The 21,938-nt window shown below is 68.9% G+C and carries 23 protein-coding genes and 1 other RNA gene; 12 read left to right on the top strand and 12 right to left on the bottom strand.

The genetic code is table 11. The annotated features are described in order from the left end of the window. Positions 1 to 86 precede the first annotated feature (86 nt). Positions 87 to 782 (top strand): FadR/GntR family transcriptional regulator, encoded by a 696-nt coding sequence (locus ACLJO0_RS11360; RefSeq protein ID WP_410578083.1) that lies wholly within the window; start codon positions 87 to 89, stop codon positions 780 to 782. Positions 783 to 820: 38 nt separating this feature from the next. Further along, positions 821 to 1,777, top strand: coding sequence for a cobalamin biosynthesis protein (locus tag ACLJO0_RS11365; protein ID WP_410578084.1), 957 nt, complete (start codon positions 821 to 823; stop codon positions 1,775 to 1,777). Between the two features lie 250 nt (positions 1,778 to 2,027). Here ACLJO0_RS11365 and ACLJO0_RS11370 read toward each other — a convergent pair whose 3' ends face one another. From ACLJO0_RS11370 to ACLJO0_RS11380, 3 genes are read right to left on the bottom strand one after another with little or no spacing between them, the layout of a single operon-like run. Further along, a complete protein-coding gene (locus tag ACLJO0_RS11370; protein WP_410578086.1) occupies positions 2,028 to 2,648 on the bottom strand; it encodes an FMN-binding negative transcriptional regulator in 621 nt (206 codons plus the stop codon). A gap of 54 nt (positions 2,649 to 2,702) precedes the next feature. Next, a complete protein-coding gene (locus tag ACLJO0_RS11375; RefSeq protein ID WP_410578088.1) occupies positions 2,703 to 3,524 on the bottom strand; it encodes an SURF1 family protein in 822 nt (273 codons plus the stop codon). 23 nt (positions 3,525 to 3,547) lie between these two features. Further along, positions 3,548 to 4,009 (bottom strand): low molecular weight protein-tyrosine-phosphatase, encoded by a 462-nt coding sequence (locus tag ACLJO0_RS11380; RefSeq protein WP_410578090.1) that lies wholly within the window; start codon positions 4,007 to 4,009, stop codon positions 3,548 to 3,550. A 130-nt stretch (positions 4,010 to 4,139) separates the two neighbouring features. On the opposite strand from ACLJO0_RS11380, the gene ACLJO0_RS11385 reads away from it, so the two are divergent. After that, the gene (locus tag ACLJO0_RS11385; protein WP_410578091.1) at positions 4,140 to 4,460 is read left to right on the top strand and encodes a hypothetical protein; all 321 of its coding nucleotides are present in this window, start codon (positions 4,140 to 4,142) and stop codon (positions 4,458 to 4,460) included. Positions 4,461 to 4,756: 296 nt separating this feature from the next. Here ACLJO0_RS11385 and ACLJO0_RS11390 read toward each other — a convergent pair whose 3' ends face one another. Then, positions 4,757 to 5,311, bottom strand: coding sequence for a chorismate mutase (locus ACLJO0_RS11390; RefSeq protein WP_410578093.1), 555 nt, complete (start codon positions 5,309 to 5,311; stop codon positions 4,757 to 4,759). A 31-nt stretch (positions 5,312 to 5,342) separates the two neighbouring features. Between ACLJO0_RS11390 and ACLJO0_RS11395 the strand changes: the two genes are divergently transcribed. From ACLJO0_RS11395 to ACLJO0_RS11410, 4 genes are all read left to right on the top strand, one after another. Continuing rightward, on the top strand, positions 5,343 to 6,164 hold the full coding sequence (locus ACLJO0_RS11395) for a Nif3-like dinuclear metal center hexameric protein (protein ID WP_410578095.1): 822 nt from the start codon (positions 5,343 to 5,345) through the stop codon (positions 6,162 to 6,164). A gap of 16 nt (positions 6,165 to 6,180) precedes the next feature. Beyond that, complete coding sequence (locus ACLJO0_RS11400) at positions 6,181 to 6,918, top strand: zinc ribbon domain-containing protein (protein ID WP_125796679.1); 738 nt, start codon at positions 6,181 to 6,183, stop codon at positions 6,916 to 6,918. Further along, positions 6,915 to 8,033 (top strand): bifunctional RNase H/acid phosphatase, encoded by a 1,119-nt coding sequence (locus ACLJO0_RS11405; protein ID WP_410578097.1) that lies wholly within the window; start codon positions 6,915 to 6,917, stop codon positions 8,031 to 8,033. Before ACLJO0_RS11400 ends, ACLJO0_RS11405 begins: the two co-directional genes overlap by 4 nt. A 290-nt stretch (positions 8,034 to 8,323) precedes the next feature. Further along, a complete protein-coding gene (locus tag ACLJO0_RS11410) occupies positions 8,324 to 10,060 on the top strand; it encodes a hypothetical protein (protein WP_410578098.1) in 1,737 nt (578 codons plus the stop codon). A 76-nt stretch (positions 10,061 to 10,136) separates the two neighbouring features. On the opposite strand, the gene sfnG is transcribed toward ACLJO0_RS11410, so the two are convergent. Genes sfnG through ACLJO0_RS11430 form a run of 4 tightly spaced genes read right to left on the bottom strand, consistent with a single transcriptional unit; the run spans position 10,137 to position 15,086 of the window. Continuing rightward, on the bottom strand, positions 10,137 to 11,264 hold the full coding sequence (gene sfnG, locus ACLJO0_RS11415; RefSeq protein WP_410578100.1) for a dimethylsulfone monooxygenase SfnG: 1,128 nt from the start codon (positions 11,262 to 11,264) through the stop codon (positions 10,137 to 10,139). 33 nt (positions 11,265 to 11,297) lie between these two features. After that, positions 11,298 to 14,129 (bottom strand): AAA family ATPase, encoded by a 2,832-nt coding sequence (locus ACLJO0_RS11420; RefSeq protein WP_410578102.1) that lies wholly within the window; start codon positions 14,127 to 14,129, stop codon positions 11,298 to 11,300. A gap of 31 nt (positions 14,130 to 14,160) precedes the next feature. After that, on the bottom strand, positions 14,161 to 14,520 hold the full coding sequence (locus ACLJO0_RS11425; RefSeq protein ID WP_410578104.1) for a zf-HC2 domain-containing protein: 360 nt from the start codon (positions 14,518 to 14,520) through the stop codon (positions 14,161 to 14,163). 11 nt (positions 14,521 to 14,531) lie between these two features. Continuing rightward, entirely contained in the window at positions 14,532 to 15,086 is a 555-nt protein-coding gene (locus tag ACLJO0_RS11430; RefSeq protein ID WP_410578241.1) for a sigma-70 family RNA polymerase sigma factor, read from the bottom strand. Positions 15,087 to 15,332: 246 nt separating this feature from the next. Here ACLJO0_RS11430 and ACLJO0_RS11435 point away from each other — a divergent pair, with 246 nt between their 5' ends. The 5 genes from ACLJO0_RS11435 to rnpB all read left to right on the top strand — a co-directional run bounded on the left by ACLJO0_RS11435 (position 15,333) and on the right by rnpB (position 18,963). Beyond that, a complete protein-coding gene (locus ACLJO0_RS11435) occupies positions 15,333 to 15,983 on the top strand; it encodes a DUF4142 domain-containing protein (RefSeq protein WP_410578105.1) in 651 nt (216 codons plus the stop codon). Next, entirely contained in the window at positions 15,980 to 16,789 is an 810-nt protein-coding gene (locus ACLJO0_RS11440) for a ferredoxin (protein ID WP_410578107.1), read from the top strand. Before ACLJO0_RS11435 ends, ACLJO0_RS11440 begins: the two co-directional genes overlap by 4 nt. Beyond that, a complete protein-coding gene (locus ACLJO0_RS11445; RefSeq protein ID WP_410578109.1) occupies positions 16,786 to 18,069 on the top strand; it encodes an NAD(P)/FAD-dependent oxidoreductase in 1,284 nt (427 codons plus the stop codon). Before ACLJO0_RS11440 ends, ACLJO0_RS11445 begins: the two co-directional genes overlap by 4 nt. Next, on the top strand, positions 17,990 to 18,550 hold the full coding sequence (locus ACLJO0_RS11450; protein WP_410578111.1) for a hypothetical protein: 561 nt from the start codon (positions 17,990 to 17,992) through the stop codon (positions 18,548 to 18,550). Before ACLJO0_RS11445 ends, ACLJO0_RS11450 begins: the two co-directional genes overlap by 80 nt. A gap of 14 nt (positions 18,551 to 18,564) precedes the next feature. Next, an RNA gene (gene rnpB, locus ACLJO0_RS11455) (RNase P RNA component class A) lies at positions 18,565 to 18,963 on the top strand. A 157-nt stretch (positions 18,964 to 19,120) separates the two neighbouring features. Here the strand turns inward: rnpB and ACLJO0_RS11460 are convergent. From ACLJO0_RS11460 to ACLJO0_RS11475, 4 genes are read right to left on the bottom strand one after another with little or no spacing between them, the layout of a single operon-like run. Beyond that, entirely contained in the window at positions 19,121 to 19,774 is a 654-nt protein-coding gene (locus tag ACLJO0_RS11460) for a hypothetical protein (protein ID WP_410578113.1), read from the bottom strand. A 50-nt stretch (positions 19,775 to 19,824) separates the two neighbouring features. Beyond that, positions 19,825 to 20,967, bottom strand: coding sequence for a hypothetical protein (locus ACLJO0_RS11465; RefSeq protein WP_410578115.1), 1,143 nt, complete (start codon positions 20,965 to 20,967; stop codon positions 19,825 to 19,827). Between the two features lie 5 nt (positions 20,968 to 20,972). Next, on the bottom strand, positions 20,973 to 21,305 hold the full coding sequence (locus ACLJO0_RS11470) for a hypothetical protein (protein ID WP_410578117.1): 333 nt from the start codon (positions 21,303 to 21,305) through the stop codon (positions 20,973 to 20,975). A 25-nt stretch (positions 21,306 to 21,330) separates the two neighbouring features. After that, positions 21,331 to 21,834 carry a YbaB/EbfC family nucleoid-associated protein gene (locus ACLJO0_RS11475; RefSeq protein ID WP_410578119.1) on the bottom strand — a complete coding sequence of 168 codons (504 nt, stop codon included), beginning with the start codon at positions 21,832 to 21,834 and terminating at the stop codon, positions 21,331 to 21,333. Between the last annotated feature and the right edge of the window lie 104 nt (positions 21,835 to 21,938).

A 21,938-nucleotide genomic window follows, 5' to 3' on the forward strand; every position in this document is an offset into this window, starting at 1 on the left:
TTGTAGCCGGGACGAGTACAGCTCAAAAGTACTACTTAAGCAAGATGAAGTACTACTTAATCGAGTCAGAACGCTAGGGTCACCTGGTGGGCAACGACAGGCATGCCGAAGTGCTCGACGCGCTCGGCTCAGCGATCGCGAACGGGCGGCTTCCGCCAGGCTCCGTGCTGCGTTCGGAGGAGCTCCAAGAACGGTTCGGCGCGTCCCGCACGGTGGCGCGCGAGGTGGTACGCGTCCTCGAAACGATGTGCCTGACCAGCAGCAAGCGCCGGGTCGGGCTGATCGTGCGCGAGCCGCGAGACTGGAACCATTACGACCCGAGACTGCTCCGCTGGCAACTCGACGGAGCCGAGCGGAAGACCGCGCTGCGAACCCTGACCGAACTGCGCTCCGGCGTCGAACCGTGCGCCGCCCGGTACGCCGCGCTGCGGGCGACACCGGAAGAGGGCGGCCGTCTCCGGGCCTTGGCGAAGCGACTGGAGGAAACGGCGCACCAGCGGGACCTCGAGACCTTCCTGGGGCACGACGTCGCCTTCCACGATCTGCTGCTTTCCTCGTCGCGGAACCCGATGTTCGCGCAGCTTTCGGCGGTCGTCGCCGAAGTGCTCGCCGGGCGCACCGGGCACGGGCTGATGCCGGAGGAGCCGCAGCCCGAGGCCGTCGCACTGCACGTCGAGGTCGCGGCCGCCATCGACGCCGGCGACCCTGACCGGGCCGAACGCGCGATGCGGGACATCGTCATCCAGGCGCGTGACGAGATGGCCGTCCTTCTGGACGGATGATCTTCGAGTAATCTCTGCAGGTCTTCGAGGGATACTGCATGCGGGGGGCGACGGTGAGCGCGGCGCGCGCGATCGGCTTGGTGTTGGGGGTGGCCGCCGACGGGGCGATCGGGGATCCCCGGTCACGGCGTCCGGTGACGGCGTTCGCCAGGGCGGCTTCGGCGGTGGACGCGAAAGTCCGGTCGAAGCATCCGGCGGTCGGAGTACTTTGGACCGGCGGCCTCGCGGGTTCCGCCGTGCTGGCGGGCGTGCTCGCCGAACGCGCCGGACGGCGCAGCCCCGTCCTGCAGGCGACCACGACCGCGGTGACCACCTGGGCCGTCCTCGGCGCCGCCGGCCTGGCCGCGCACGGCACGTCGCTGGCGCGGGACCTCGAAGAAGGCGAACTCGAAACCGCACGCGGCACACTGTCCACACTGGACCCCCGCGTCGCCGACGACCTCGGCGTCATCGGCCTCTCACGCGCCTCGGTGGAAACGCTCGCCGAGAACACCGCGGACGTCGTCATCGCGCCGCTGGTGTGGGGAGCGCTCGCCGGCGTCCCCGGCCTCCTCGGCTCGCGCGCGATCAGCCTGCTGCGCGGCCTCGGCCGGGGACGACCCGAGCGCTACCGCTGGTTCGTCGCGCGGCTGGACGAAATCGTCCATCTCGTCCCCACTCGGGTCGCGGCCGGGCTGACCGTCCTCGCCGCCCCGGTCGTCGGCGGCTCGGCGGGCGGCGCGTGGCGCGCTTGGCGCCGGGACACGACCGCTCACCCGAGCCCGAACGCGGGCCGCGTCGAGGCCGCCTTCGCCGGGGCGCTCGAGATCCGCGTCGGCGGGCGGACCGTGTACCCGCACGGCGTCGAGGAACTGCCGGTGCTCGGTATCGGCCGCAACCCGGACGCCGGACACGTGACGCGGGCCGTGGAGCTGTCGCGAGTGGTCGGCTGGCTGGGCGCGATCAGCTCGGTGGTGCTGGCGGGTCTCGTCGGGCTTCGGCGACGGCGGCGCTGACCTGCGGTTTCGCCGGCCGGGGGAGCGGGGGACCTTTGCTATCGCGTTCCCGGCGGGCGGGTGTGTGGAAATAGGGACGTTGAGTGTCCCTATTTCCACACACCCTGCACTCCGCGTAGCGGTGCTGACTGACTGTGTGGATTTTGGTGCGTTGGATGACCAGAAATCCACACGGTCACCGCGCAAGGGAGCAAGGGACCTTTGCTATCGCGCGGGTGCTGACCTGCGGAAAGGGAGCAGGGGACCTTTGCTATCGCTCCCGCCGCGCCAGCTGCGCCCGCGCCCGCGCGTCCATCGGGCCGTCGCGCCGCGCCAGCTCCGCGTCGATCCGGGACCGGTCGGCAGGCTGCTTGTTGCCGCCGAACTTGAACTTCGCCCGCACCCCCGTCACGGTCAGCTCGACCCCGCGGATGCCGGGGAGCAGCCGCTTGTCCGGCGCCTCGGTGGCGCTCACCGCGACCCGCTCCCCGGATGGCTCGAAGTGCGCCAGCTGGCGGTCCAGCAGCGTGGCCTTCTCCACCGCGTCGTCGATCAGCCGGACGTCGCATTCGAGCTGGACGGACGCGTAATACGACGTCGGGACACCGTGCGGCGGGTCGGTGGGGGTGTTCCAGCCGGAGCGGATGTAGGTGTGGTCGTCGATCACCGACAGCAGCGCGCGCGGGTGTTCCTCCAGCAGCGGCCAGACCGGGTTCGGCCGCGCGAGATGCAGCAGGACCGTCCGGTCGCCGTCGAAGACGAAGTGAACCGGGTTGACGATCGGCAGGTCACGGCCCGCGCCTCCGGCGATCAGCTGGCCGAAGTCGTGGGTGGAGAGCCAGGCCTGCCATTCGGCGTCGTCGTGGGCGGCGTCCCACGGGTGAATCAGCATGATCGCATCCGAACACGCCAAATGGACCGGTAAAAGGGCCATTTTCGCGCCAGATCAGGTGGCCACTTCGGAGCGTTCGTCCTCGGCCAGCATCTCCGCGACACTCTTGCGCCGCTGCGGCCGGTCCGTGGTCAGCACGCCACCCGGCTTCAGCTCGCGGACGGTGAAGTACAGCCAGCCCATCAACGCCATGGCCCCGAAAGCGATCCACTGGAGCGCGTAGGAGAAGAACGGTCCGGCGTCGGTCTGCGGCAGCGGTAGCGCGCCCAGCACACCGGGCTGGTTCACATCGAGCTGGAAGTAGCCCGGCCGGATGTCCAGCTTCGCGGCCCGCGCGACGACCTGGGAATCGACGACGTAGCTCTGCAGCTTCCCGCCCGTCGACTCGTCGGCGAACGCGTCGCGGTTCTTGCCGTCCCTCTCGTCGTGACGTGCCCGCGTGACGATGTCGACCGTGCCGGTGGGAGGCGGGGCGAAGGGGAGCGCGCGCGATTTGTCGTCGAGCCGGACGTACCCGCGGTCCACCAGCACGATCGTGCCCTCGCCGGTGCGGAACGGCGTCAGGACCTCGTAGGCCGCTTCGCCCTGTACAGAGCGCAGACGGGCTACGACCTCGCCCTCCGGAAGGTACGTGCCCTTCATCGCGACCAGATGCCATTCGGTGCGCTGATCAGGGGCCGCACCGTTGGGAAGCAGCTGGTCCAGCGACCGCGGCTGCCCGGAGAACGACTCCCGCAGCGCCGCGTTCTGGTGCTCGCGTTCGGTGTTGCGGGAGAACTGCCACGGCGCGAGCAGGGTGAAGCAGGTGATGGCGAAGGTGAACACCACCAACGTCAACGCCAGCCACCCGGGCTTCAGCAGGAACTTCAACCGCACCCCACCACGGTAAGCGGTCCGCCTCAGGCGTGTGCGCGCACCCAGTCGAGCAGGCCGGGAACGGACCGCTCGATCATGCCGAGGACGTCCTCGAAACCGTCGTCCTCGCCGTAGTACGGGTCCGGGACCTCGGCGCCTTCGGGCGCGGACGGATCGAATTCACGCAGCAGGCGGACCTTCTCCTGGTCCGCGACCTTGCGCCGGAGGAACGACAGGTGACCTTCGTCCGCCGCGAGCAGCAGATCGGCGGCCAGATGCCCGCGGTCGACCTCGGCCGCGACGTGACCGGTCGGATAACCGTGTTCGGCCAGCTTCGCGCGCGCCCGCTTGTCCGCGGCCTCGCCCACGTGCCAGCCACCGGTGCCCGCGCTGGACACCTGCACGAGGTGATCGAGACCGGCTTCTTCGGCCTTCGCGCGGAAGACGAGCTCGGCCATCGGGGAACGGCAGATGTTGCCGGAACAGACGAAGACGATGTGCAGCACCCGATCAGTGTGAAGGCCGCCGGAGATCGACCGCTCACCGGCTCCGAACGGCTACCGGGCGCGCGAAGCTGGAAAGCCGGGACGAAGCGGGAGTAGACCTCCTGGAGAGAAACACGCAGGAAGGTCGCGTATGAGCGCACCAACACCCATCGTCGAGTCCGCGGCAACCGGGCTCCGCTGGTATCGCATCACCGTCACGCATCCGCACCCCTACGAGGTCGGGCGGATCCTGTCGGAGCACCACTTCGTCCAGGCGAGATCGCCGAAAGAGGCGATGACCAGGATGCCGTTGCACCTCCGGTCGAGCGCATCCGTCGCGCCGTACCAGGTCGGCCACGCCGAAGTCCCCGATCACCCGACGAAGGCCTACCGGGCGATGCTGTGGACGGGCCGAGTGATGCGCGCGGCCGGACGCTGGGCGATCAACAAGGACGCGAAGGCGCTGGACTGACCCGGAGGCGATAGCAAAGGTCCCTTGCTCTCGCGGAGCAACGCGGCGAGGACAGCTCCCGGTGACCGTGTGGATTTCTGGTCATCCAACGCACCAAAATCCACACGGTCAGTCAGCACCATTACGCGGAGTGCGGGGTGTGTGGAAATAGGGACACTCAACGTCCCTATTTCCACACACCCACCGCCGGGAACACGACACCAAAGGTCCCCCGCTCCCTTTCCGCAGGTCAGCGGCAGCGCGATAGCAAAGGTCCCCTGCTCCCGCCGCGACCAAGGACGCGACCAAGGACGCGATCAAGCGCGCGAGCAGGCCGACCGCACCGACTCCCCGAGCGCGACCGAGTGCAACCGGTCCAGCCCGCGCCGCGCGTCGACCAGCCGCACCGTGACCGCGAGCCGCACATCGCACGACCGTCGCGTCCGCGCGTCCCGGGTCGTGCCGAGTTCGGCGAGCAGGCCCGCGTTGAGCCGGTCGATCACCGGCCGCACCTCGGTCGCCAGGTCGGGTCGCCCGGGCGGCCGCGTGTCCGGGTGCTCGGTCCACCGCGCGTACAGGCCGCGCTGCACGACCTTGTTCGCCTCGATCTGGTCGCGGAAGAACCGCACCACGCCGTCCGCGTCGAGACCGAGGCCGGGCGCCTTCGCCGCCATCGAGTCGAGGATCTGCTGTTCGCGCACCGGATCGTCGATCGGCGAAGGCGTGCCGAACTTCGCGGCGGCGACCTTGTCGGCGATCTGCACGCGCTGAGCAGCCAGGTCGGTCAGCTTCCAGAGTCCCGGAGACGCCGACGCCGGCGCGGGTATCACCACGAGAAGCAACAAAGCGGCACAGAGCACCCGAAGTCGCATGCCCGGAAACGCTACATGCGAAAATCGCCGGGTGCCCGCGTTAGCCGAAGTCATCGCCGCCCTCGAGCAGGCGTACCCGCCCGAACTCGCCGAATCGTGGGACGCCGTCGGTCTCGTCTGCGGCGACCCGGCCGAGAACGTGGACAAGGTGCTGTTCTGCGTCGACCCGGTCGACGAGACCGTCGAAGAGGCCATCGAAGGCGGCGCGCAGCTGATCGTCGCGCATCACCCGCTGCTGTTGCGCGGCGTCCACGGCGTCCCGGCCGACAGCACCAAAGGGCGCCTCGTGCACCGTCTCATCCGTGCGGGTGTCGCGCTCTACTGCGCGCACACCAACGCCGATTCCGCGTCACCCGGCGTCTCCGACGCGCTCGCCGACGCCATCGGCCTGACGGTCCTCGGCCCGCTCGACCCCCGCGAGGACGGTGTCACCGGTATCGGCCGCATCGGTGAACTGCCCGCGCCCGAACCGTTTTCCATCTTCGTCGAACGCGTCGCGAACGCCTTGCCCCGCACGGAACCCGGCGTCTACGGCGCGGGCGACCCGGCTCGCCCGATCCGCCGCGTCGCCGTGTCCGGCGGTTCCGGCGACAGCTATCTCAAGCGTGCCACCGCCGCCGGTGTCGACGCGTACGTCACCGCGGATCTCCGGCATCATCCCGCCGGCGAGCACCTCGCCGAGATCGCCGAAGTCCCCGCCCTGGTCGGCGTCACGCACTGGGCGAGCGAGTGGCCGTGGTGCGAGCAAGCCTCGGCCGTCGTCCGGGCCGCCTTAGCGGGTAACGTCGATGTTCACGTCTCCACGAGGTGCACCGACCCGTGGACGCTACGGGCCACCCGAACCGCGCACTAAGAATCCAAGGAGCACCGTGAAGGCCGACCCCGCCGTCCAGCGCAAGCTGCTCGAACTCGCGAAGGTGGACGCCGAACTCTCGCGTACCGCCCACCGCCGCCGCACCCTGCCGGAGATCGCCGAGATCGACGCGGGTGAGAAGACGGTGCGCGAACGACGTGACGCGCTGGTCTCGGTCCAGACCGCGGCGTCCGACCTCGACCGCGAGATCGCCCGGCAGGAGAAGGAGATCGAGTCGGTGCGCGCTCGCGGCGACCGCGACCGCAAGCTCCTCGAATCCGGTTCCGTCGCGGCGAAGCAGATGACCGACATCGAGCACGAGCTGAACAGTCTCAACCGGCGCCAGTCCGCGCTCGAGGACGACCTGCTCGAACTGATGGAGCGTCGCGAGGCGCTCGAGCTCGACGCCCAGCGCACCAGCGCGGAGGTCGCGAAGGCCGAGAACGAGGTCGCCGAAGCCATCCGCCGTCGTGACGAGCAGTTCGCCGACTTCGACACCACGACGGCGCGCCGTGACGAGGACCGCGCCAAGCTCCTGCCGCGGTTCCCGGAAGACCTGCTGAAGCTCTACGAGCGGATCCGGGCCCAGAAGGGTATCGGCGCGTCGCTGTTGCGGTCCCGCCGCTGCGGTGCCTGCCAGCTCGACATCGACCGCCGCGAGATCGGCGAGATCAAGGCCGCCCCTGAGGACAACGTCATCCAGTGCGAGAACTGCGGCGCCATCCTGGTGCGCACCCTGGAGTCCGGCCTGTGACCGACCACGTACTCGTCGAGGCCGACGGTGGCTCGCGGGGCAACCCCGGCCCCGCCGGATACGGCGCGGTCGTCAAGGACGCGGCCACCGGCGAGGTGCTCACCGAGCGCAAGGCGTACGTCGGCATCGCGACCAACAACGTCGCCGAGTACTCCGGCCTGATCGCCGGGCTCGCCGCGGCCGCCGAGCTCGGAGCGTCCACAGTGGACGTCCGGATGGACTCGAAGCTCGTGGTGGAACAGATGTCCGGGCGCTGGAAGGTCAAGCACCCGTCGATGCAGCCGCTGAACGCCGAGGCCAAGGAGCTGGCCGCCGGGTTTTCCCGCGTGCGCTACGAGTGGATTCCCCGCGCGGAGAACTCCCACGCGGACGGGCTCGCGAACGAGGCCATGGACGCCGGCCGTGAGGCCGAGAAGCGGCCGGAAGCACCGAAGACCGTGAAGCAGGACAGGGTCAGCCCGGTCGGCTGGACCGGCGCGACCGGGACGCCGACCAAGCTGCTCCTCGTGCGGCACGGCCAGACGGCGATGTCGGTCGAGAAGCGCTACTCCGGCCGCGGCGACGTGCCCCTCACCGAGCACGGCAAACAGCAGGCCGCCGCCGCCGCGAAACGTCTCGGCGCGATGGAGGGCCTGGTCGTCGACGGCGAAGCCGCGCCGATCATCGCCTCGCCGCTGATCCGCACCCAGCAGACCGCGCAGGCGATCGCGGACGCGCTCGGCGGCCGGGTCGAGACCCATCCGGGGCTGATCGAGACCGACTTCGGCGACTGGGAAGGCCTCACCTTCACAGAGGCGATGGAGCGCGACCCCGAGTTCCAGACCAGCTGGCTGTCCGACACCTCGATCGCGGCGCCGGGCGGCGAAAGCTTCGACGGCGTGCACCGGCGGGTCCGCAAGGCCCGCGACGAACTGATCGCGAAGTACGGCGGGCGGACGCTCGTGCTGGTCAGCCATGTCACGCCGATCAAGGCCCTGCTGCGGATGGGCCTGGACGCCGGGCCGTCGCTGCTGTTCCGCCTGCATCTGGACCTGGCGTCGCTCTCGATCGTCGAGTTCTACCCGGACGGCAACGCGTCGGTGCGGTTGGTGAACGACATCTCGCATCTCTCCTGATCAGTGTCTCTTGAAGCGCGTTTTCGGATTTCCGCGGCCGGGCCGCGGCATCTGCCAGGCACTCACCGAGCCGGGGCGGCGGCCCGCCTCCGCAAATCCGAGGCCTTCGGCCGACAAGAAGCGCGCGCACGTTTCCTCGCTCACCCGGTCGACCTCAGTTCGAGCCACACGCTCCTGATCAGGAGAGTGTGGCGCGGATCACGCCTGGATATGACGTGTCGTAGGCGGCCAATGGGGTATTGGCTACAGTTTCGGCGACGGCACGTGAGCGAAAAGGCAAAGACGGGGACATGACGGCGAGCGCACTCAGCGAAGCTTCCGAACAAGACGTGCCCGACCCGGCGGAGACGCCGGCCCGTCGTGGCCTGGCCGCCCGTGTCGCGCCGTACCTGGCGGTGCTCGCCGGTGTCGCGGCCCTGGCCTGGCACGCCACTCTCTACGGCCACTGGATCGTCGACGACGCGGCCATCACCTTCTCCTACGCGCGCAGCTTCGCCGACGGGCTCGGCCCGGTGTTGCAGCAAGGGCAGCCGTCGGTCGAGGGCTGGTCGAACTCGACGTGGCTGGTGGCGCTGGTGCTCGGCAAGCTCGTCGGCGTCTTCGACAGCGGCATGCTGTTCGGCGTTCCCGACTACGTGCTGTTCCCGAAGCTGCTGGGGCTCCTGTTCACCGCCGGGACGCTGGCCGCGTGCCACATCGTGGCGAAGCAGATCTTCGCGCGCTTCGCCTGGCTGGCGACGCTGGTCGTCGGGCTGACGCTGGCCGCGATCCCGTCGTTCGTCATCTGGACGATCTCCGGGCTGGAGAACTCCCTGTTCGGGATGGCCGTCGCCTGGCTCGCCGCCCTGCTGTTCGTGGCCGTGCGCAAGGACACCGTGCTCACCGCGAAGGTCGCCATCTGGTCCGGGGTGCTGGTCGCGTTCGCCGCGCTGACCCGCCCCGAAGGGCTGATCTACGGCGGCGCGTACCCGCTCGTCGTCCTGTTCCAGCTGCGGAAGCCGCTCCTCGGGCAGAGCGTCAAGCTGGTCGTGGTGTCGGTGGTCGCGTTCGCGATCCCGTTCGGGGCGTACCTGGCCTGGCGGATCACGGAGTTCGGCAGGCTGCTGGCGAACCCGTCCATCGCGAAGGGGCAGGGCCTGCCCGGGCTTTCGGCGCTGAAGCAGCCCTTCGAACTGGTCGGCTACGCGGGTGTCGCCGGGACGATCCTGCTGGCGCTGACCATCGGATACGCGCTCGTCCGCGCGGAGTGGCGGCGCAGTCTGATCGCGCTGCTGGTGCCGCTGGCGCTGGGCATCATCGCGTACGGCGTGATGGTCCCGGACTGGATGGGCCAGCACCGGTTCGCGACCCCGATCTGGATCCTCGCCGTGCTGGCGGGAACGCTGGCCGCCGGCGAACTCCTGCGCCGGTCGCGTGCCGTGTTGCGGACCGTCGTGGTCCTCGTGCTGGTCGCCGCCGCGATCCCGTCCGGGATGGGCTTCGCGTCGGCGTCGAAGAAGTTCCAAGAGGTCCCGACGGTGCCCGCGTGCCTCATCGCCGACCGCTTCGGCCGCGGCTTCAACACCATGGCCGACATCCTCGGCCTCCAGCAGGCGTCGCTGCTGCTGCCCGACCTCGGCGGTTCGTCGATGACCAGCCGCCTGCACCTGGTCGACATGGCCGGGCTGGTCGAGGCCGACGTCGCGGACTTCCTCAAGAACGGCGACCTGCCGGGGCTGCGCGACTACGTGTTCGAGAAGGTCAAGCCGACCTTCATCCACTCGTGGGGCCCGTGGGCCGCCGGCAACGGCATCACCGTCGACCCGCGGATCGACCGCGACTACGAGCCGATCTTCGTGTACCCGGGCAGCGGGCCGCGCAACGGTGACTTCGTGCGCAAGGACGCCGTCTCCAGCCCCGAGAAGCTGAAGGCCGTCCAGGAGTACGCCGCGAAGACCCTTCCGGACGTCGAGGCGGCGCGCTTCGGCGGCCCGCTCAAGGACTGCGGCCCGACCATGCACCCCGGCCAGACCGTCTACCTGCCCTAAAACCCCGCAATTCGGCACCTGGTTGCGATCCTTGCCGCGCGCAACGATCGCAACCAGGTGCCGAATTGCGTAGGGGTCAGGGGGCGGAAGTGACGAGGGGTTCCGGGGTGGCGGCGCCTCGTTCCAGGTCCGCTTCCTTCGCCCGGATCACCGGAAGCACGTGCTTTCCGAAGTGCTCGACGTCCTCCAGGTAGTGCAGGAAGCCGAGCAGCAGCAGGTTCGCCCCGCGCTTCTTGTACTCGATCGCCCGGTCCGCGATCTGCTCCGGCGTGCCGATCAGCCCGGTGCGGAAGCCGTCGTTGTACTGCACCAGATCCTTGAACTCCGAGTCGGCCCACATCCCCTTCTTGTCCGAAGTGGAGCCTCCCGCCTGCTTGACGGCGTTGCGGAAGCCCTCGACGGCGTCCGAGTTCGCCTTCTCGACGATCTCCCGCAGCACGGCCTTCGCCTCGCTCTCGGTCTCCCGCGCGATCAGGAAGCCGTTGAGCCCGAAGCGGACGGCGTGGTCGTTCTGGGCCGCGTAACCGCGGACCTCCTCGACCTGTTCGCTGAAACCGTCGAAGTCCTTGCCGTTGCTGAAGTACCAGTCCGACACCCGGCCCGCGAGCTTCCGCGCCGCGGTGGAGTTGCCGCCCTGGAAGATCTCCGGATGCGGACGGCCGACCGGTTTGGGTTTGATGTCGAAATCGTGGATCCGGTAGAAATCGCCGGCGAATTCGGCGTGGTCGTTCGTCCAGAGTTCCTTCAGTACGCGAATGAACTCTTCGGAACGACGGTATCGTTCGTCGTGTTCCAGCCACGGTTCACCGAGGTTCGTGAATTCGTCCTTGAACCAGCCGCTGACCACGTTGACCGCCGCGCGACCGCCGGAGATCACGTCCGCGCTGGCGATGAACTTCGCGAGCACCCCGGGATGCCACAGTCCGGGATGGATCGCCGCGATCACCTTCAGCCGCTGCGTCGCGAGCAGCAGCGCGAGGCTGAATCCGGTCGATTCGTGCTGGTAGGCGGCACCGTAGCTGGCCGTGTAGCGGACCTGGCTCAATGCGTATTCGAACCCGCTGTTCTCCGCGAGGACGGCGAGATCCCGGTTGTACTCGTATCCCCAGTCGGTCCGCTGCTCGATGTCGCTCGTGACCAGACCGCCGCTCACATTGGGGACCCAATAGGCGAATTTGAGTGGTTCGGATTCGATTCCCGGCATGTCGCGGAGTGAACCCGCCGCCCCCGGAAACCGTCAATCACCGTCCACGCGCTGGGACCGGCCGAGCGCGGAACACAATTCCGGTCGTCCGGTGATCTCCAGTTTGCGGTACGCCCCGGACAAATGGAGTTCGACGGTGCGGCGGGTCAGGTGCAGTGCCTCGGCGATCTCCCGGTTGGTGAGACCCTGTGCGGCCATCAGCGCGACGCGGTATTCCTGTTTGGTGAGGCCGTGTTCGTTGTCCTTCGCCGTCGCGAGGCTCGTTCGCGCGCTCCGCAGCGCCTCGGTGGCCCGCGTCTCAAGCGGCCGGGCTCCGCAATGCTTGCTCGACCGCACAGCCAGCCGCAGTATGCCGACCGCCTTCTCGGCCTGCCCGTGCCGGGCCTGCAGCACGCCGAGTTCGGTCAGCGCCTCGGCCAGCGCCAGTTTCGCCGTCGACCCGCCGAGGACGTCGACGGCCTTGGTGAGCAGGCGTTCCGCCTCCTCGCCGAGACCGTCGTCGCGGACGAGGCCTGCCGTGGTCAGCGCGCCGCCGAGGATCCTCGGCGCTCCCCAGCGTTCCGCGGCGTCGAGGTCCTCCTCGGCGAGCCGGGCCGCCGCGTCGGTGCGCCCGAGCGCCAGCGCGGTGCGGGCGGCGTGCGCCCGCCAGGGGGCGAATCCGGGGAAGCGCATGCCGTGATGTTCGAGACGGCGGCCGCAGCCGCGCAGGTCTTCGTAGCCGAGTTCGGGCTCGCCGGTGGCCGCCCGGAGCCTGCCGCGGGCGTAGAGCAGGTAGTTGTGCGTGAAAAGTGCTTGGGTGGCCCCGAAATCCAGCTTGTCCAGCACCGCGTTCGCGACGTCGTGGCGGCCGAGGTCGACCGAGACCTCGATCAGTCTCGCCGCGCACAGCACCGCGATCGGGCAACGACCGGTGACACCGCGTTCGTCGAACTGCCGCACCAGGGATTCGTAGTGCACACTCGCCCGCTCCAGATCGCCGCCCGCCTGCAGGGCGATCCCGCGGGCCAGCGTGGCGAGCGCACCCTTCGGCACATGGAAGTCCCAAGGCAGGCGTTTGGTGTCGAGCACCTGGCAGAGCCGGTCGGTGAGCGCGGGCTCGTCGGCGAGCGCCGCCGTCGCAAGCGTGAAGAAGTAGGGATGTTCGAACAGTTCGGGTTGTTCGCCGGACAGCGCCTCCCCGAAATGCCGGACGGCGTCCGCCGAGGACTTCCCGCTCCGCACGGTATCGAGCGCGAGCAACCCCGATCGGCTCTGTCGCGCGGCGGGATCGTTCAACGGCGCCCATTGCCGCTCGAAGTCGCGGAAGTCCGGCGGCGGCCCGAGTCTGCTGCCCGCTTCGGCGAGATAGGTCATGCACAGCAACGGCCAGACGGCGTCGGGGCCGCCCGCGTCGAGCCGGGCGGCGAACTGCCCGGCGGAGTTGATCGCCAGCCGCGCGTCCGGGCCGCAGCACAGCGAAAGGATCATGGCCGTCGCGACGAACGCGGCGGTTTCGCGGTCGTCGATGTGGTCGATGGCTTCGCGCACGCGGGCGGGCGCGAGGTCCGGGTCGCAGTGGAACTCCGCGTGCGCGAGCTGGAGCAGGATCGCCATCCGCTTGCGTTCGCTGAGCCGTTCTTCCAGTGCCCGCGACAGGAACCGGACCGCCAACTCCGGGTCGCTCTCCACCGAATGCCGCGCCGCCAGCCGCAGGACGTCGACCGCCCAAGGGATTCTGATCGCGGTCGCCTCCAGGAGGTGCGCGCCGACCCGCTCCGGTGCGGCACCCGAGTCGTGCAGGAGCCTGGCCGCTCGCGACTGACTGACCGCCCTGGTGGTGAGCGGCATGTCGGCGAGCACCGAGTTGCGGACGAACCGGTAGGACAGCGCGGGCTGGTGGCTGTTGGTCAGCAGGTGCACTCGCACCATCGTGTCGATGGCCTCCAGCGCGGTGATCTCGTCGACCCCGGCGAGCCGCGCCAGCAGGTCGAAGCTCGCGTCCTCGCCGAGGATCGCGACGGCTTCGAGCATCTTCGGCGCGGCGGTGTACTCGTGCATGCGCACCCGCAGCACCTCGCCGATCATCGCCGAGCCCGCGGTGTCCAGCTCCATCCCGGGGACCAGGCGGCGGCGCAGTGCGCTGAGCAGGAACGGGTTGCCGCCGGTGAGCTCGCGGCATTCCTCGGCGAACCGTCCGGGGGAGACGCGGAGGAACTCGGCGACGTGTCCCGCGCCCAGCCCGTGCAGCCGGATCGTCGCCGGCGTGCACCCGGACATCTCCAGCAGGGCGACCTCGCCGGTTTGCAGATGCCCGATCAGCGAGGTCAGCACGACCATCACCGGCAGCTGCTCGACGCGATGCCGGATGTAGGCGAGACAGCGCATCGACCACGGATCGGCGAGGTGGATGTTGTCGATGCCGAGGAAGACCGGTCCCTGTTCGGCGGCGTGGCGGACGGTGCGGAAGAAGGCGTCGAGCGCCTCCGTCTGTTCCTGTTCGTTCCGGGGACGGCGGTCCGGCAGGATCTCGGCCGCGTGCGGCGTGCGCGGCCGCGGCGATCCGGGTTCGGCGGGTGCGTGGGTGAGCGCTTCGAGGAGCTGGCGGCCGACACCGCCGCTCAGATGCGTCTCCAGCCGGGACGCGGTCGCGATCGCGACGGTGAAGCCCGCCGCTTTCGCGAGCTCACCGGCGGCTGTCAGCACCGACGACTTGCCCATGCCGAACTCTCCGACCACCACCGCGCTGACCGCGCGGCCGTGCAGGGCGGCCCGGAACAGCCCGGTGATCGTGTCGAGTTCGCTGTCTCGACCCAGTAACCCGGCGGCTCGGCGCTTCGGTACCGAAGGCCCGCCGAAGGGGCTCTCGGGATTTACTTCGGTATGCACCGTAGAGACCTTCGTGTCGGCTTGCGGCAGACTACTTCAACGTAAGCGGAATCGGGAGTAATCGCTGGTCGTCGAGGGGAGCAGGGGTCGAGATGTCCGTATCCGACGAGACCCGCCGGGCCGACCGTTGCGACGACATCAAGGCCGCGACGACGCACGCCAGGAAGACCACGACGAGGTTGGCCGCGATCATCGACAGCCGCCCGCGGCACCGTGGGGCGACAGGGGACAGGTAGCTCAGATCTGCCCTCGCCAGCGCGACTTCCACCGACGTGAATTCCGCGACCTGGCGCCCGCAGCGCCCGCAACCCTTCAAATGCTCTTCGAAGGCGTACGCCTCGGCCTGATCGAGCACACCGAGTACGTACGCCGCCACATCGGTGTGTTTCACCTTTCGCTTCCTCATCGCGAACCCAGTTCTCCTAACGACCGTCGCAATGTCCTCATGGCCGCGTACAGCCGTGATTTGACCGTTCCCTCCGGGATTCCCAATATCACCGCCGCCTCCCGGACGGTATGTCCGGTCAGATACGTCTCGTAGATGACGGCCTGGTATTTGCCGTCCAGATATCGTAGCGCTTCGGAAATGACGAGTGCGGACAGTGACTGCTCGGTCCGGTCCGCTGTTTCGGCGTTTTCGGAACTGTCCAGCTCCACCTCCTGAGGTCGTGCCCGCCGGTTTCGCCAGCCATCGATCACGATCCGCTTGGCGACCGTGAGCAGCCAGCCGCGCAGCATTCCCGGCTCGCGGTTCAACGTGTCGGAATGCTGCCAGGCGCGGATCAGTGTTTCCTGGACGACGTCCTCCGTCCATTGTTGATCATGGCCCGTCAGGTACAGCACCTGATTGAACAAAGTCTCCCGGAAATCCTTGTACAGCAACGAAATCAGCTCATCGGAAAGCTCGTTCGGCCGGTGGTCGCCACCGACCCGGCATCCTCTGCCCACTGCTTCCATAAAGTTCGCTACCTCCCCAACGGTGGAGGATTTCACAGGTTCGTACACCGTAGCGCAGACTATCGCCGTGAGCCATGTGCAGTAGTGGTCTGTTCACTATTAGTCGGCCGGTACGTATGTCAGTGGGAAACGGTTCTAAATGTGTCGTGTGATGCACATCACACTGGACGCGAGTACCGAGATCGAACCGGCCGCTCCGGTTCGCCGTACTTCCAGTGAGGCACTTCCATGACGGGGACGGGTGAAATGATCTATCGACTGTTCGGAGTGGTGATCGCCTGCTTGGTGATATGGGTGGGAACGCCCGCCCGTGCCTTCGCGGAAATCGACGCCCATGACCGGGAACTGCTCGTACGAGTACGTCAAGCCGGTTTGTGGGAAGGCCCGGTCAGCCGTCAGGCGGAACAGCGCGGGAACGGGCAGCGGGTGCGGGAGGTCGGCCGCAAACTCGCCGAGGATCACGACCGTCTCGACGCGCAGGTCCGCACACTCGCTTCGAAGGTCCGCGTCGAACTTCCCGCCGAGCCCACCGAAGAACAGCGCTCCTGGATCGGCGAGATCACCGCGGCGGGCGGCGCCGACTTCGACCGCCTCTACGTCAATCGTGCCCGCGCCGCGCACGGGAGCATTTTCGGGCTCGCCTCCCAGGTCCGCGCCGCCACCCGCGACGACGCGATGCGTTCGTTCGCGCAGACCGCCGTCGACACCGTCATGCGGCATATGACCCTGCTCGAAAGCACCGGTATCGCCGAGACCACCTCGCTGATGGTCGTGCCCACCGGCGGCAACGAACTCGACGGCGGTGACATCGCGCTCGGCGTGCTCATGGTGGGAATCGCCGGCGGAGCGACCTTCGGGCTCGTCCGGGTTCTCGGCTCGTCGGGCAGGCGCGCATGACGGCCTCGCTCCTGGCGGTCATCCCGGCCCCGTCGCCACACGACAGCGGGGTGCGGGACATCGCCGCGCTTTCGGGCCGGTTCGCCTACGTGACGATGTGCCTGACGCTGGCTTGGGGCGTGCTGAGCGCCACCGGCTGGATCAGGCGCGTCACCGGCCACGAGGCACTGCGCGGCGGTCACGTCGTCCTCGCGACGTTCAGCCTCGCCACCGGTGTCGTCCACGGTCTGTCCTATCTCTTCCTCGACGACGACTCGTTCGGCGTGCTCGCGCTGCTGATCCCGTTCGCCGGCGGCGGGCTCGCGCGGCACGCGGCGGGCGTCGTCGGGCTGGAACTGTTCATCGCCGTCTCGGTCACCGCCGCGCTGGGGCGCCGGGCGAACGGTCGCGGCGGGCAGCGGTTCCACCAGGCCGGCTACTTCGCGGTCGGGCTGCTGGCGATCCACTCCTGGCTCGGCGCGTCCGCGAACGGGCATCTCGCGGCCGTCTGGCTCGGCGGGATCACCATGCTCACCCCCGCCGTCGTGCTCACCGTGCTCCGCGTGCTCCCGCCGCGGACGCTGGTCCGGCTGGGACTGCTCGAAGGTGAGACCGGCCGGGCCGAACGGGTCCGGATCTCCGTCGACGACAAGAAATGCCACCGCTACGCCATCTGTCAGGCCGAAGCTCCGCAGGTCTTCCAGTTACAGGGCGACGGTCAGCTGCGCTACCTCCGGAAACCCGGCGCCAAACAGGTGCCGCTGGTCCAGGCCGCGGCCCGAGCCTGTCCGATGCGCGCGATCCGACTGCAAGGGGCGGGACAATGAGCGAACGGATAGTCGTGATCGGCGGCGGGCTCGCCGGGCTGCGGTGCGCGGAACGGTTGCGGGAACTGCGGTTCGACGGCGAACTGGTCATCGTCGGCAACGAGCCCGAGCTGCCGTATCACCGGCCCGCGTTGTCCAAGCAGCTGCTGACCGGCGCCACCGGACCGGCGGAGATGATGCTCGCGCGGCCCGACGAGATCGACGCCGAATGGCGGTTCAACACCCCGGCGACGCATTTGCAGCCCGGCCGCCAGATCGTCCATCTGCCCGGGGCGGAGGAACTCCCGTACGACGGGCTCGTCATCGCCAGCGGCGTCGAACCGCGGCGGCTTTCCGGTGTGCCGCACGGACATCCGCGGGTGGTCGTCGTCCGGACACTGGCCGACGCCGCGGAACTGCGCGACAACCTCGCCGCCGACAACGGGCCCGTCGCGGTGCTGGGCAGCGGGTTCATCGGCTGCGAGGTCGCCGCGAGCCTGCGCGAGATCGGCCGCGAGGTCACCATCATCGGCCGGTCGGCGGCCCTGCTCGGCGAGGTCGTCGGCAAGCACATCGGGCAGAAGCTTTCGGCGCTGCACCGGTCGCGGGGCGTGCGGCTGGCGCTGGGCGCGTCCATCGACAACTGGCAGACGACGGCGAACGGCCTGCGGCTGCACTCGTCCGACGGCTGGATCCTGGACGTCTCGTGCGTCGTCGTGGCCGTCGGGACCGTGCCCTCGATCTCGTGGCTGCGCGGCTCGAAGCTGCCACTCGACGACGGCGTCGTCTGCTCGCCCACGTGTCATGTGCTGGGGATGAACAACATCGTCGCCGCCGGCGATGTCGCGCAATGGCCGAACCTGCGGTTCGACGAGACGCCGCGACGGGTCGAACACTGGCTCAACGCCGTCGAGATGGGCCGGGCGGCCGCCGAGAATCTCCTCGCCGGACCGCAGGCTTCGCGGCCCTTCGCGCCGGTGCCGCGGTTCTGGTCCGAACAGCACGGCATGCGGATCCAAGCGGGCGGCATCCCGAAGCTCGGCACCGACACCGTCGCGCTCGCCTCGCCCGTCAGTGGCGAAAGGCCCGTCACCGGCTTCGTCCGCAAGGGACGCCTCGTCGGCGTCGTCGGCCTCGACAGCCCGTCCGGCGTCCTCCACTGGACCAACGAGATCGCGGAGCAGAACCCCGTCGACCCGCAGGAAGAAACGGAGACGCCCGATGCGCCGATCACGGTTGACCATGCTCGTCGTCATCGCGGCGCTCGTCGTGGGCGCCGCGATGTGGTGGCAGGCGGCTGATCCCGTGTCGCGGACGGCGAGCGCCCCGGTGACCGAAGCCCTCCCCAGCCCGCGTGTCCCGTCGCCCGGCACCGCGCGGCCCAGTTCCCCCGCGGACACTCCGTCCGGCACCCGGCTCACCGCCGTCTACATGACACGGATGGGTCAGGCCATCCTCGACGAGACCGGCGCCGTCCTCTTCCGCTACGAACGCGACAACCCGCACAAGGCTCGCTCGGCCTGCCTCGGGGACTGCGCCGTCGTGTGGACCCCCGTCACCACCACCGGCACGCCGCTGGTGACCGGCATCGACCCGGCCCTCGTCGACACCATCAAACGTCCCGAAGGCGCCGAACAGGTGACCTTGGCGGGCAGGCCCCTCTACAAGTTCGCCAACGCGCGCCCCGGCGAATGGACCGGACAGGGCACCGACCACCTCTGGTTCGTCGTCAAACCCGACGGGCAACGCAACCTGAACTGCCTCCCCGCACCCGTGCAGTAAGATTCGCCGACGGACGAGTCGGCGGGGCGGCCGCGAGCCGGGAGACCGGTTCGAGGAAAGTCCGGACTCCACAGGGCAGGGTGGTTGTTAACGGCAACCCGGGGCGACCCGCGGGACAGTGCCACAGAAAACAGACCGCCTCCGTTCGCTTCGCGGGCGGAGGTAAGGGTGAAACGGTGGTGTAAGAGACCACCAGCGTCCTGGGTGACCAGGACGGCTAGGTAAACCCCACCCGGAGCAAGGTCAAGAGGGAGCCGCGAGGCTCCTGCGCAGGCGATCGAGGGCTGCCCGCCCGAGCCTGCGGGTAGGCCGCTCGAGCCCGTCGGCGACGGCGGGCCTAGATGGATGGCCGCCACTCGCTCAGCCGCAAGGCGAGGCGAGGACAGGATCCGGCTTACACGCCGGCTCGTCCGTACTACTTTCGTGATCGCCCCAGGCGAACGTGGCCTGGGGGTACTTCGCCTCCGTATGCCGACGGTAGCGAAAGCCTCCTTCACTACCGTCAGAGTAGGCAAAGAGGCCCTCACTACCAGACGGGAGCGACACTGGTCCCGCACCACGACACGCGAGCTACTTCGGCGCGCCGCCGTCTTCCCGGCGCTCGGGTCGTCCGGTCCAGTGGATGGTGTCCGGGAACTCGAAACGGTCACGCAGATGCCGGTCCTCGGCGCGGCCGTGCAGGGTGAAGGCGAAACTCGAACCGTCCGGCCAGGTGATGACCCGTTTGCGGAAGTCGATCTCGGGCGCCTGCGGTTTCCGGGCCTGCCAAAGGATCTCCGGCGGCGGCGCGTCGGCAGGGTCACGGTAGGTCGAACCGGTGTCCACCACCGCGATCGCGGACGGCGAGCACACCAGCCATGGCCCGCTCGCCTTGCGAAGCCGGTCGGTCAGGTCGAGCACCAGCGCGTTCGCCGGGCCCTTCACGCGGATCTCCCGCTGGAACGGGTGGCCGCCCTTGCCGCCGCCGCTGCCCGCGCCGTTCAGCAGCGCGAAGACGTAGACCACCGCGCCGCCGATGCCGCGGAACACGTTCCAGAAGCAGCGCCGGACGAGCCGCTTTCCCTTGACCGTGCCGTCCAGGCGCCTGCCGGGTACGTCGAAGCCCGGATCGGTGTCGCCCAGCCGCAGCACGAGGACCGGCTCGTGCCACTGGCCCGCCATCAGTTCCTCGACCCGTTCGCGGAAGCCGGGACGGACCTGGGCCTTCTCCGCCTTGTCCTCCATGCGCTCCTGGTGCGCGAAGATCTTCTGCGCCGCCCGCTGCCGGGACTCGCTCAGATGTCGAGGTTCCCCCGGGTCTCCTCCGGGCTCTTGTCCCCGCCGATCTCGCTCTTGTTGAACCACGGCTCGTTCTCCCCCTCCGGCGTGACGGCTTCCTTGCCCTCGGTGTACGCGCCCTTCGCGGCTCCGATGCCGCCCTTGACGGCCGCGCCGGAGACCAGCGGACGCGCGCCGACCGCGGTGCCGAACATCGTGGTGAGCGCCCGGTTGCTCGGGGTCAGCGCCACCCCGGCGGTGTTCTCCAGGACGTTCAGCGAGAACTTCGACTCACCGGCGTAGGTCCCGATCCGGAACTTCCTCGTCGCTTCCACGACCTTGGTCGAGTATTTCGCGAGGTACTCGATGAAGGTGTCGAGCAGCTTGCCGAACTTGCCGAGATACTTGGTCACCTTCTGCAGCACGCTGGCGGCCTTGGCGATGGACGCGGTCATCGCGGCGGCGACCGAGCTGCCGAAGCTGATCACCGACGCGGCCAGCGCGGGCAGCCAGATGGTGATCAGCCAGGAGATCAGCTCGGTGATGATGCCCTTGATCAGCTCCTCGATGACCACCATGACCATCGACCACATCTGCAGCACTTCGGCCACCGATCCGGCGGCCGAGCCGACGCCGCGGATGCCGGCGGAGAAGTCGCCCAGCGCTTCCTTCGCCGCTTTGCCGGCGTCGTCCACCCACTCGGCGAGCGCCGCGTCACCGGTCTTCTCGAAGTCCTCGGCGAGGGCGACGAAGCCGTTCGCGAGGGTCACGAAGTTCTCCGACGCGTGTCCGATGGCCGGGCCGTCGCCGGTGACCTGGTGCAACGCGTCCTGTAGCGGCTGGACCAGTTCGAGCAGCATGTTCAGCCCGTGGCTGACCAGCCAGCCGATCGGGTCCATGGCGAAGGTGACCATGTCCGCGGCGGCCGCGCCGACGAACGCCGCCCCGTCTCCGACCAGCGCGCCGCCCGCGGAGGCCAGTTCGCCCGGGTTGTCCGCCTGGGCCGCCTGCTGGGAGTGCTCGGCGATCGACTTGCCCGACTTGTAGATCGTGCCCGCCACGGGCACGTGCCCCATCGCGCGATCGAGGTTCGCGCTCATGCTCTCGTCGTACGCCTGGACGTTGAGCCCGTCGGCGATGCTCGACTTCTCCTCGGTCATGGCCCCTACTTTCCGAGTGTCTCGTCGATGGTCGCCTCGTGCTTGCCGAACTCGACCTTTCCGGCTTCCTCGATGCCCCGGTACATCTCGGAGGCCTTGTTCAGCTTGGAGATGAACCCGTCGACGCCGTCCTTCATGTCGTTCATCAGGGAACGGAGTTCGCCGAGGCGGTCGGTGTAGCCCTGTTTGGCCCAGATCCCGACGACTCCCCACGCCTCGTCGGTCACGTCGGCGGCGTCGATCTTGCCGCCGAACTTCTCCGCTTCCTGCTCGTAATAGGGGAGCTGCTGGGCGTACGCGGCGATCGCCGCGATATTCGTCTCGATTCCCTTTGACATCGTGGGAGTCCCTCGGTCGGTTCGGTCAGCTGCGGCGGAGGAAGGAGCCGTCGTCGAAATAGTCGTCGTCGTCCCGCGGGGCGGGGCGGCGCGCCGGCCGGGCTGGCTGCTGCGGTTGCTGCTGCTGCTGTGACGCCGGTTCTTCCTCGGCGGTTCCGAACGCCTCGGCCTGTGCCTCGCGAACCTGTTCCGACGTCTTGAGGCCGAACGCCTCACCGAACGTGTCGTCCACGATCCCGGCCTGCTGCTGGGCGGCGCCGGCGACGGCCTTCTGCAGGGTGCTCATGATCACCGAGGACAGGTGACCGGCTTCGAGGCGCATGGCGCCCGCGCTGAGCCGGAGGTCGGTGACGGTTCCGCCCGCCCCGGCGACCACCGTGACCTCACCGGACGGGGAGGTCACGGAGGTCTCGACCCGCGCGATCCGCTCCTGCATGTCGCCGACCTCGGCGAAGCGCGTCTCGGCCTGGCGCACCTTGGCCTGGAAGTTCTCGAACTGGGCGATCAGTTGTTCCATCTGGGCGGACATCGTCGCTCCCCGTACGCTGTGGTGATCCGTCTTCAGGAGTATGACGTAGCCGAGCGGGTTCGGTTCCGCGTCGTCTCGCGGCGATAGCAAAGGTCCCTTGCTCC

This window comes from Amycolatopsis sp. lyj-108, from assembly GCF_046549005.1.
Classification (GTDB): domain Bacteria; phylum Actinomycetota; class Actinomycetes; order Mycobacteriales; family Pseudonocardiaceae; genus Amycolatopsis.